This window comes from Ensifer sp. 4252 (genome assembly GCF_050434565.1).
Classification (GTDB): domain Bacteria; phylum Pseudomonadota; class Alphaproteobacteria; order Rhizobiales; family Rhizobiaceae; genus Ensifer.
Genome location: NZ_JBNDIU010000013.1, coordinates 179,895 through 190,304 on the forward strand (window position 1 = coordinate 179,895; position 10,410 = coordinate 190,304).

General features: G+C 64.5%; 10 protein-coding genes. 8 read left to right on the forward strand and 2 right to left on the reverse strand.

The genetic code is table 11. The features are described from left to right. Positions 1 to 7: 7 nt before the first annotated feature. The 8 genes from ABIE33_RS22625 (at position 8) to ABIE33_RS22660 (ending at position 7,823) form a co-directional block, all read left to right on the forward strand. Entirely contained in the window at positions 8 to 1,171 is a 1,164-nt protein-coding gene (locus tag ABIE33_RS22625) for an isovaleryl-CoA dehydrogenase (RefSeq protein ID WP_429129746.1), read from the forward strand. A gap of 52 nt (positions 1,172 to 1,223) precedes the next feature. After that, a complete protein-coding gene (locus ABIE33_RS22630) occupies positions 1,224 to 2,831 on the forward strand; it encodes a carboxyl transferase domain-containing protein (protein WP_429129749.1) in 1,608 nt (535 codons plus the stop codon). 10 nt (positions 2,832 to 2,841) lie between these two features. Beyond that, entirely contained in the window at positions 2,842 to 3,225 is a 384-nt protein-coding gene (locus tag ABIE33_RS22635) for a RidA family protein (RefSeq protein ID WP_429129751.1), read from the forward strand. Between the two features lie 16 nt (positions 3,226 to 3,241). After that, complete coding sequence (locus tag ABIE33_RS22640) at positions 3,242 to 5,230, forward strand: acetyl/propionyl/methylcrotonyl-CoA carboxylase subunit alpha (RefSeq protein WP_429129754.1); 1,989 nt, start codon at positions 3,242 to 3,244, stop codon at positions 5,228 to 5,230. Further along, entirely contained in the window at positions 5,227 to 6,096 is an 870-nt protein-coding gene (locus ABIE33_RS22645) for a hydroxymethylglutaryl-CoA lyase (protein ID WP_429129757.1), read from the forward strand. Before ABIE33_RS22640 ends, ABIE33_RS22645 begins: the two co-directional genes overlap by 4 nt. Continuing rightward, a complete protein-coding gene (locus ABIE33_RS22650; RefSeq protein ID WP_429129784.1) occupies positions 6,093 to 6,890 on the forward strand; it encodes a crotonase/enoyl-CoA hydratase family protein in 798 nt (265 codons plus the stop codon). Before ABIE33_RS22645 ends, ABIE33_RS22650 begins: the two co-directional genes overlap by 4 nt. 61 nt (positions 6,891 to 6,951) lie before the next feature. Next, on the forward strand, positions 6,952 to 7,323 hold the full coding sequence (locus tag ABIE33_RS22655) for an antitoxin Xre/MbcA/ParS toxin-binding domain-containing protein (protein ID WP_429129759.1): 372 nt from the start codon (positions 6,952 to 6,954) through the stop codon (positions 7,321 to 7,323). Next, positions 7,323 to 7,823 carry an RES family NAD+ phosphorylase gene (locus ABIE33_RS22660; protein ID WP_429129762.1) on the forward strand — a complete coding sequence of 167 codons (501 nt, stop codon included), beginning with the start codon at positions 7,323 to 7,325 and terminating at the stop codon, positions 7,821 to 7,823. Before ABIE33_RS22655 ends, ABIE33_RS22660 begins: the two co-directional genes overlap by 1 nt. A 16-nt stretch (positions 7,824 to 7,839) precedes the next feature. Here ABIE33_RS22660 and ABIE33_RS22665 read toward each other — a convergent pair whose 3' ends face one another. Beyond that, positions 7,840 to 9,204 (reverse strand): FAD-binding oxidoreductase, encoded by a 1,365-nt coding sequence (locus ABIE33_RS22665; RefSeq protein ID WP_429129765.1) that lies wholly within the window; start codon positions 9,202 to 9,204, stop codon positions 7,840 to 7,842. A gap of 84 nt (positions 9,205 to 9,288) precedes the next feature. Beyond that, a partial coding sequence (locus ABIE33_RS22670) for a sulfate/molybdate ABC transporter ATP-binding protein (RefSeq protein ID WP_429129768.1) occupies positions 9,289 to 10,410 on the reverse strand: 1,122 nt, incomplete at its 5' end.

Genomic DNA, 10,410 nt, shown 5'->3' on the forward strand with positions numbered 1-10,410 from the left:
ACGAGAGATGTTTCAGGGCGGATTGAGCTTCGCGCTCGGCGAGGACATTGATGCGTTGCGCGATAGTGTACGCCGTTTTGCGGCCGAACGTATCGCGCCGCTGGCGGCGGAAACCGATCGCAACAACGCATTCCCGACGCCGCTCTGGCGCGAGATGGGAGATCTCGGGCTACTCGGCATCACCGCCGACGAAACTTATGGCGGTGCGGGCATGGGCTATGTCGCCCATTGCGTCGCCATGGAAGAGATCAGCCGCGCCTCCGCTTCCGTGGGCTTGAGCTACGGCGCCCATTCCAATCTCTGCGTCAACCAGATCAGCCGCAACGGCAACGAGGCGCAGAAGGCGCGCTACCTGCCGAAGCTGATTTCCGGCGAACATGTCGGCGCGCTCGCCATGTCCGAACCGGGAGCGGGCTCCGACGTCGTTTCCATGACGCTTCGGGCCGAGAAGCGCGGCGACCGCTACGTTCTCAACGGCGGCAAGATGTGGATTACCAACGGCCCGGATGCGGACGTGCTGGTCGTCTACGCCAAGACGGACCCGGGTGCCGGTCCGCGCGGTATCACCGCCTTCCTCGTCGAAAAAGACTTTGCCGGCTTTTCCACCGGCCAGAAGCTCGACAAGCTCGGCATGCGCGGCTCCAACACCTGCGAGTTGATCTTCCGCGATTGCGAGGTGCCGACGGAAAACGTTCTCGGCGACGAAGGCGGCGGTGTCCGCGTGCTGATGTCCGGCCTCGACTATGAGCGTGTGGTCCTATCCGCCGGACCGCTCGGCATCATGTCCGCTTGCCTTGACGTCGTCGTCCCCTATCTCCACGAGCGCAAGCAGTTCGGCCAGCCGATCGGCGAGTTCCAGCTCATGCAGGGCAAGCTTGCGGACATGTATGTGACGGCGAACGCGGCGCGGGCCTATGTCTATGCGGTGGCTGCAGCCTGCGATCGTGGCGAGACCACCCGCAAGGACGCGGCCGGCTGTATTCTTTATGCTGCCGAGAAGGCAACGGCGCTGGCTCTGGAGGCAATCCAGGCGCTCGGCGGCAACGGCTACACCAACGACTATCCGGCCGCGCGGCTGCTGCGTGACGCCAAGCTTTATGAGATCGGTGCCGGAACGAGTGAAATCCGCCGTATGCTGATCGGCCGCGAACTGTTCACCGAGACCAGATAGACGCTCGCACGGACTCCGAGGCCGCAATCAGGCTCGATCGAATGAGGACTTCATGACTGTTCTGAAATCCCACATCTCGCCCTCGTCCGACGTGTTCAGGGCCAATCAGGCGGCCATGGCGGAGGCGATCACGACCGTGGAGGACGCCGTCAAAATGGCCGCGGGCGGTGGCGGTGAGACGGCGCGTGAGCGCCATGTCAGCCGCGGGAAACTTTTGCCGCGCGACCGGGTCTCCTCGCTGATCGATCCGGCAACGCCCTTCCTTGAAATCGGCTCGACGGCCGCACACGGCATGTACAATGGCGATGCACCGTCGGCAGGCCTCATCACCGGCATCGGCCGGGTGTCCGGCCGCGAATGCATGATCGTCTGCAACGACCCGACGGTCAAAGGCGGGACCTACTATCCCATTACGGTCAAGAAACATCTACGGGCGCAGGAGATCGCGGCCGAAAACCAGCTGCCGTGCATCTATCTGGTCGATTCCGGCGGCGCCAACCTGCCGAACCAGGACGAGGTTTTTCCCGACCGCGAGCATTTCGGGCGGATCTTCTACAACCAGGCCAAAATGTCGGCGGCCGGCATTCCGCAGATCGCCGTGGTCATGGGTTCGTGCACGGCTGGTGGCGCCTATGTGCCGGCCATGTCGGACGAGACGATCATCGTCGAAGGCCAGGGCACGATCTTCCTGGCCGGCCCCCCGCTGGTACGCGCGGCAACCGGGGAGGTGGTCTCGGCCGAGGACCTCGGCGGCGCCGACGTACACACGCGCCTCTCCGGTGTTGCCGACCACATGGCGCGCGACGATGCGCATGCGCTGGCGCTCGCCCGTCGGGCGATCGCAGCACTTAACCGCCGCAAACCGACGTCGGTGGAACTGCAGAGCCCTGAACCGCCGCTTTACGATCCGCAGGAGATTGCCGGCATCGTGCCGGCGGACCTGCGCACGCCCTACGACATCCGCGAAGTCATTGCCCGTCTTGTCGATGGCTCCCGCTTCGACGAGTTCAAGGCGCGCTACGGCACCACGCTCGTCTGCGGTTTCGCGCATGTGCACGGCGTTCCCGTCGGCATCATCGCCAACAATGGCGTGCTATTTTCGGAATCGGCCCTGAAAGGTGCTCACTTCGTCGAACTTTGCGCCCAGCGCAAGATCCCGCTCGTGTTCCTGCAGAATATCACCGGCTTCATGGTTGGCCGTAAATATGAGACCGAAGGCATCGCCAAGCACGGCGCCAAGCTCGTCACGGCCGTGGCGACGGCGCAGGTGCCGAAGGTCACGATGCTGGTCGGCGGATCGTTCGGTGCCGGCAACTACGGCATGTGCGGTCGGGCCTTCTCGCCGCGGTTCCTGTGGACCTGGCCGAATAGCCGGATTTCGGTAATGGGCGGCGAACAGGCGGCTGGCGTGTTGTCGACGGTGCGCGGCGAGGCGCTGAAGCGCGCAGGAACGCCCTGGAACGAGGAAGAGGAGGCCAAGTTCCGGCAGCCGGTTCTTGACCTCTTCGAACGCCAGAGCCATCCGCTTTATGCCTCGGCCCGACTCTGGGACGACGGCGTCGTCGACCCGCGCAAGAGCCGCGACGTTCTCGGGTTGTCCCTGTCGGCGGCGCTCAATGCGCCGATCGAAGATACGCGTTTCGGCCTGTTCAGAATGTAGGGAGATCGCGATGAAGCGCGAAAACGTCAACGCCAAGAATGCGCCGCAACCCCGTGGCGGCTATTCGCAAGCCGTGCGACTCGAGAATTTCGAGCGGCTGGTTTTCGTCAGCGGCCAGGTGCCGCTCAATTCGGACGACGAACTGCCCGATGGGTTCGAGGCGCAGGCACGTCAGGTCTGGCTGAACATCGACGCCCAATTGAAGGCAGCAGGCATGAGCAAGGCTGATATCGTCAAGGTGACGGCATTCCTCGCCGACCGGCACCACACCATGGCCAACCGCGCGGCCCGCGCCGAATATCTCGGCCCGCTCGCGCCGGCAATGACGGTGGTGATTGCCGGCATTTTCGATTCCGGCTGGTTGCTCGAAGTCGAAGTGATCGCGGCACAATAGGGCGGGCCATATGCCGATGTTTTCAAAGATTCTGATTGCCAATCGCGGTGAGATCGCCTGCCGCGTCATCCGCACGGCCCGGCGCCTGGGCATCCGCACCGTCGCTGTTTACTCCGATGCCGATGTCGACGCTTTGCATGTGAGGCTGGCCGACGAGGCAATCCGCATCGGGCCGGCGACAGCATCCGAAAGCTATCTCTCGATCGAACGGATTGTGGCCACCGCCCGGTCCGTCAACGCGGATGCCATTCACCCGGGCTATGGCTTCCTGTCGGAAAACGCCAATTTTGCCGAGGCGGTCGAGGCCGCGGGCATGACCTTCGTTGGCCCGTCGCCGGAAGCAATTCGCGCGATGGGGCTAAAGGATGCTGCCAAGGCGCTGATGGAGCAGGCTGGCGTGCCCGTCGTGCCCGGCTATCACGGTGACGAACAGGAGCCGTCTTTCCTCGCAGACCGGGCGGCGGAAGTCGGCTTTCCCGTGCTCATCAAGGCGCGCGCCGGCGGTGGCGGCAAGGGCATGCGCAAGGTCGAGCAGCCGCACGAATTTGCAGCGGCGCTTGAAGCTGCGCGCCGGGAAGCCGAAGGCGCCTTCGGCGACGGCGCGGTGCTCATCGAGAAATACCTGACCAAGCCACGCCACATCGAAGTCCAGGTCTTCGGCGACCGCCACGGCAACATTCTGCATCTGTTCGAGCGCGACTGCTCGCTGCAGCGCCGTCATCAGAAGGTGATCGAGGAGGCGCCGGCGCCCGGCATGACGGCAGAGGTTCGCCGCGCCATGGGCGAGGCCGCTGTCAAGGCCGCGCGCGCGATCGGCTATGTCGGCGCGGGCACCGTCGAATTCATTGCGGACGTGACCAACGGGCTCTGGCCGGATCAGTTCTATTTCATGGAAATGAACACCCGGCTTCAGGTGGAGCATCCGGTCACCGAGGCGATCACCGGCGTCGATCTCGTCGAGTGGCAGTTGCGCGCGGCCGTCGGTGAGGCCTTGCCCAAACGACAGAATGAAATCGCCATCGATGGCTGGGCGTTCGAGGCGCGGATCTATGCCGAGGACCCGGTGCGCGGCTTCCTGCCGGCAACTGGACGGCTTGCAACGCTCGATTTTCCTGTAGACGGCGTGCGCGTCGATGCCGGGGTCCGGCAGGGCGACGTCATTACCCCCTATTACGACCCGCTGATCGCCAAGCTGATCGTGCATGGGCCAAGCCGCTCGTCGGCGCTTGCGCGGCTGGAGAGCGCGCTCAAGGCCTGCCGTATCGGCGGCACCATCACCAATCTCGATTTTCTCGCCCGGCTCGCCGCGGAGCCGGAGTTTCGTGCCGGTCGGCCGGATACGGGCCTTATCGACCGGGCAATCGATCAACTGACGACGCCCGTCGTGCCGGGTGGCGAAGCGCTGGCGCTGGCCGCCATCGCCTCCACCGGCGTGTTGCAGGCGGTGAAATCCGACGATCCCTGGTCGTCCCTCGGCCATTGGCAGATCTGGGGAGATGCGCACAGAAGCATTTCGATAGAGCACGCCGGTGGACGTTCAGTCGTCACGCTTGCGGCGCGCGGGCGCGATCAGTTCGCGGTGCGGGCTGGCGACAGCACCTTTCCGGTGCTGGTGCTCGATCGGTTCGACGATGGCGCCCGTGTGGAGATTTCAGGCGAGCAACGTGTCTTCCGCTTCCTGCGCGAAGGGGAAACCATCACGCTTTTCGTCGGTGGCGAGACCTTCGTTCTGCGCCTTCCCGACGCACTGGCCACAGCTCACTCCGCAGATGCGGCCGCCGACGAGCTTGCCGCTCCAATGCCCGGGATCGTCAAGCTCATCCATGTTCGCGCCGGTGACACGGTGGCGAAGGGCCAGCCGCTCGTGGTGATGGAGGCGATGAAGATGGAGTTGACGCTGGCGGCGTCGCGCAACGGCCTCATCGAGAGCGCGCTAGTATCGCCCGGCGAACAGGTGAGCGCCGGAGCGATCCTTGTCGTGCTTCAGCCGGAGAGCGCGGAATGAGCGCGCCGGTGCCGGAGCATGTGACGCTTGTCGAAATGGCGCCGCGCGACGGTCTCCAGAACGAGAAGCGGCTCGTCGACACCGCCGACAAGATCCGGCTCGTCGATCTGCTGTCGGATTGCGGCTATCAACGCATTGAGGTCACGAGCTTCGTCAGCCCGAAATGGGTGCCGCAGATGGCGGATGCTTCGGCCGTCATGGCCGGGATAAAGCGTCGGGCGGGTACGCGTTACACCGTGCTGACGCCGAACATGCACGGATTTGATGCGGCTCTTGCGGCGAAGGCCGACGAGGTGGCGATCTTCGCCTCCGCCTCGGAGACGTTTTCGCAGAAGAACATCAACTGTTCGATCACCGAGAGCATCGAGCGTTTTCGCCCGGTCGCCGAGGCCTGCCGCGCAAACGCAGTGCCGTTGCGGGGCTATGTCAGCTGCGTTGTCGAGTGCCCCTATGAAGGCACGATTGCGCCGGAGAGCGCGGCACGGGTCGCCGCCGCATTGATGGCGCTTGGCTGTTACGAGATCAGCCTCGGCGATACGATCGGGCGCGGCACGCCCGAGGCGGTTGGCGTGATGCTGGCGGCCGTGCTCGCTCATGTCCCGGCCAAGCAATTGGCAGGCCATTTCCACGACACATCCGGACGGGCACTCGACAATATCGACGTGGCGCTCGAGCGTGGCTTGCGTGTCTTCGACGCCTCGGCCGGCGGCCTCGGCGGCTGCCCCTATGCGCCAGGTGCGGCCGGCAATGTCGATACCTTGGCAGTCAACGCCTTTGTCATAAAACGCGGATTTTCGACGGGGTTGGATGCGGCGAAGCTTGAAGACGCCGCTGCCTTCGCACGATCGTTAAGGAGTGCTGCCTGATGTTCGAAACGATCCGATACGTCGTCGATGCAAATGGTGTCGCCCGCCTGACGCTGGCGCAGCCGCAGAAGCACAACGCGCTTTCCGGAATCATGATCCGTGAGTTGACTGCGGCCGCTGAGCGACTGTCGGCGGACGCCGCGGTCCGCGTTGTGGTGCTTGATGCCGAGGGTCGCAGCTTCTGCGCCGGCGGTGATCTTGGCTGGATGCGCGAGCAGTTCGATGCGGACCGCCCAACCCGGATCGCCGAGGCGACCCGTCTGGCGCTGATGTTCAAGGCGCTGAACGAGATCGCCAAGCCGGTGATCGCTCGGGTGCACGGCAATGCCTTCGGTGGCGGCGTCGGTTTGATGAGCGTCTGCGATGCCGTGATCGCCTCGCCCGATGCGCGCTTCGGCCTGACCGAAACCCGGCTGGGTCTCATTCCGGCGACCATCAGCCCCTATGTGGTTGCCCGCATCGGTGAGGGCAGGGCGCGGCCTCTGTTCATGTCGGCGCGCCTGTTTGGCGCCGAGGAAGCAAGGGATGCCGGTCTGGTGACGGCGATTGCCGCGCCCGATGCGCTGGATGCGGCAATTGCGGCGGAGGTCGAACCCTATCTCCAGACTGCGCCTGGCGCGACGGGGCGGGCGAAGCGGCTTGCCCGTTCGCTCGGACAGCCGATCACCGAAGGGACCATTGCTGCCACAATCGAGCAACTTGCCGATTGCTGGGAGTCAGACGAGGCGCGCGAAGGCGTTGCCGCCTTCTTCGAGCGGCGCGAGCCTTTCTGGCGACAGCCGCCGCTTCCTTGATTTGAGCAGATTTTGAGCCTATTTTGATCAGGTGATGATCAAAGTGAGATCGGAATGCGCCATGTCAGCTGTCGGTTTTAACATCTCCGCCTCGCATTTCGGCGAAAACCAGTCGTCCTTTTTGTCCGCCCGGCTCGTCGCGGATCGTCTAGGCGTGACGCTTGCCGAGTTGGCCAAGCTGATCGGCGTCGCGCGCAACACGCTGACGGCGAAGTCGAGCGCGCGCAAGGTCGACGCGGCCCTCAGCAATGTCGTGCGCATTCTCGCCATGGCTGCCGAAATGGCCGGCGACGAGAGCCGGGCCGTGATCTGGTTCAAGCACCAGCCAATCCCCGGATGGGCGGGCAAGACGGCCTGTGATCTTGTCGGAGAGAGCAAGGCAGACAAGGTGCTTGCCTATCTCGAGGCTGTGCGCTCGGGTGTCTACGCCTAATGTTGGAGACGGTGCGCCTCTGGCGTGCCTACGTGCCCCGCTGGGCTCATGTTCCGCTTTCGGGCGATGGTGCCGCGCGCTTTGGTGGCCGCTGGAACCCGGTCGGGTTGCCGACGATCTACGCCGCGCGTGAATTGTCGACCGCCTGGGCGGAGTATAACCAGGGCTTTGTCCAGCATCCCGCGCTGATTGCCCAGCTTGAACTGCGGCATGCCCGGCTTGCCGACATGATGGCGCCGGATGTGCTTGCCGACCTCGGCGTGACCGCCGATATCCACCGCGAGGAGTGGCGCGACGCTTTGGATCGCGGCGTCGTGCCCGCCACCCACCGTCTGCAGGCGGAATTGACCAGCCGTGGTTTCGATGGGCTGATCTACCCGTCCTTCATGTCTCCGGGCGGCAGCTGCGTGGCACTCTGGGGATGGAATGACGGCGGGGCGGAGCTGACGGTGATCGATCCGGAAAGCCGCTTGCCGAAGACATCCGCGTCCTGGCTTTAAGGCTGATACGTCCGCGTCAAAGGACCTTGCCGGGGTTCAGAATGCCCTTCGGGTCGAGCGCGTGTTTGATCCGGCGCATGAGTTCAAGCTCAGCCGCACTTCGCGAGTGGCCGAGGAATTCCCGCTTCAAGGTGCCGATGCCATGTTCGGCGGAGATCGAGCCGCGATAGCGCCGAACGATGTCATAGACGATGCCGTCGACCGCGTGCTGTGTGTGCTCGTCGTTTCCGGGCGTGGAAAAGGCGATGTGCAGATTGCTGTCGGCAACGTGCCCGAAGAAGGAGATGTGCGCTTGCGGAAAGCGGGCGGCGAGCGCCTGGCCGCATTCAGCTGCGAAGCGGCCGATTTCGCCGATCGGCAGGCTGACATCGAGATTGATCAGCGCCGGCAACAGCCGGTCCATCGCGTGTCCCTCGCGCACCTGCCAGAACAGCCGGCTTTCCTTCTCCGACTGGGCGATCAGAGCGTTGACGATCACATCGTCTTCAAGCGCAGCGCCGAGGAAGGTCTCGAAATCCTCTCCGTCTTCGTCGTGGCCCTGTACATCCTGCTCAACGATGACAGCGAATGCAGGGGATATTTCGAAAAAGCGTTGCCCCTCCGCCTCGCAGTTGAAGCGAAAATAGTCTTCCCACATGGCCTCGAAGGCGGAGAGGCCGGGCAGTCCCCTTTGCGCCCGCGCCAGGAAGGCGACGACCTGATCATAACTTTGAAGCGCGCAGAGTGCCGTCAAGCGACCTGACGGTCGCGGCTTCAACCGCAGGACGGCGCGGGTGATGACGCCGAGCGTACCCTCGGAACCGATGAAATACTGGCGCAGATCATAGCCAGTGTTGTTCTTGATCATCTTGTTGAGAGACGAGAGGATTGTGCCGTCGGCGAGCACGGCTTCGACCCCCAGCACGTTGTCGCGGGTGACGCCGTGACCGATGACGCGGATACCGCCCGCATTGGTGGCGAGATTGCCGCCGATCTGGCAGGAGCCGCGCGCGCCGAGGTCGATCGGCAGCAGAAAGCCCGCGTCGTCGGCGGCGCGCTGGGCGACTTCGAGCGGCGTGCCGGCAAGGACGGTCATGGTTGCGGAAAGGGGATCGATTTCCTCAATGCCGATAAGGCGCTCGAGCGAGAGGGAAACCGCGTCTTCGTCCGGGTTGGCGCCACCGGCAAGGCCGGTCAGGCCGCCCTGCACGACGACAGCCTGGCCATGGGCGTTGCAGATGCGAAGCGCTGTTGCGACGTCTTCCGTGTTTGCGGGGCGTATGACGGCCTTGGGCAGATAGTGTCCGGTCAGGCTGGCGTCGCTGCGGTAGCGCTCGCCAATCTCAATGCCGGTCAGGACGGCATCGCCGAGCGCCTGTTTCAGATCTTCAATGACGGACATGCGCCAAGTCTCCTGCTTCTAGCATCGCCTAAGACGCTGTAGCGCATCTCTGTATAAACGGGAATTGGGTGGGTGGAGAAGCCCTCAGGTCCCGGTGCGCGCCAGTTCGAATGGCTGGACCTGCGGCTCAACCTCGACGGCGGCGCTCGCAACCTCGTTGCCGGCCTTGTCGTCCCTGAACAGTTTCCACTTGGTCGGCCGGAATGCGACCCTTGCGCGGTCCTGGGCTGTGGAGCGTTCAGGCGGCAGTTCGATTTCGGCATGCGGGTGGTTGCGGCCGAGGTCGAGCTCGAGATGGCGGGTGCCGGCGACGCGGCGGCTGGCGGTGACCAGCCCAGCAAGACAGCCGCCACAGCCGTCGATCAGCTCGATGTCGTGCGGGCGGAAGTAGAGCGTGGCCGGACCGTCGGGCTCGGTCGGGGCGCGCAAGCCGATCGGCCGGTCCTCGAACCAGATCTCGCCGTTTTGCAAGGTGACGGCAAGCGCGTTCGACTGGCCGATGAAGCCGTAGACGAACGGCGAGACCGGATGGTCGTAGATCTCGTCGGGGGTGCCGACCTGTTCGATCGTGCCCTTGCTCATCACCACGACCCGGTCGGCCAGTTCGAGCGCCTCTTCCTGGTCATGGGTGACGAAGATGGTGGTGTGGCCGGTGCGGTCGTGGATCTCGCGCAGCCAGCGCCGCAGTTCTTTTCGCACCTGGGCGTCGAGCGCGCCAAAAGGCTCGTCGAGCAGCAGCACGTTCGGTTCGACCGCCATGGCGCGGGCCAGCGCCACGCGCTGGCGCTGGCCGCCCGACAGCTGCGCCGGGTAGCGCTTCTCAAGGCCTGAGAGCTGGACGAGATCGAGCAGATCAAGGGCGCGCTTGCGGATGTCGGCGGCCGGTGGCCGGCGGTTGGCCGGGCGCACTTTCAGCCCGAAGGCGACATTGTCGAGCACCGTCATGTGACGGAACAGGGCATAGTGCTGGAAGACGAAGCCGATGTTGCGCTGCTGCACGGTCTTTTGCGAGGCATCCTCGTCGCCGAAGAAGATCGTGCCGTCGGTCGGGCTTTCAAGGCCGGCGACCAGCCGCAAGAGCGTCGTCTTGCCCGAGCCGGAGGGCCCGAGCAGCGCGATCAGCTCGCCCGAGCGGATGTCGAGCGTGACGTCGTCGAGCGCCGGAAAGCGGCCGAATTCCTTGCGTATGTTCTGAACGCGGACTTC

Coding starts and splice junctions, on each gene's coding strand:
- ABIE33_RS22625 (WP_429129746.1), top strand. CDS start 8: ATGTTTCAGGGCGGATTGAGCTTCGCGCTCGGCGAGGACATTGATGCG.
- ABIE33_RS22630 (WP_429129749.1), top strand. CDS start 1,224: ATGACTGTTCTGAAATCCCACATCTCGCCCTCGTCCGACGTGTTCAGG.
- ABIE33_RS22635 (WP_429129751.1), top strand. CDS start 2,842: ATGAAGCGCGAAAACGTCAACGCCAAGAATGCGCCGCAACCCCGTGGC.
- ABIE33_RS22640 (WP_429129754.1), top strand. CDS start 3,242: ATGTTTTCAAAGATTCTGATTGCCAATCGCGGTGAGATCGCCTGCCGC.
- ABIE33_RS22645 (WP_429129757.1), top strand. CDS start 5,227: ATGAGCGCGCCGGTGCCGGAGCATGTGACGCTTGTCGAAATGGCGCCG.
- ABIE33_RS22655 (WP_429129759.1), top strand. CDS start 6,952: ATGTCAGCTGTCGGTTTTAACATCTCCGCCTCGCATTTCGGCGAAAAC.
- ABIE33_RS22660 (WP_429129762.1), top strand. CDS start 7,323: ATGTTGGAGACGGTGCGCCTCTGGCGTGCCTACGTGCCCCGCTGGGCT.
- ABIE33_RS22665 (WP_429129765.1), bottom strand. CDS start 9,204: ATGTCCGTCATTGAAGATCTGAAACAGGCGCTCGGCGATGCCGTCCTG.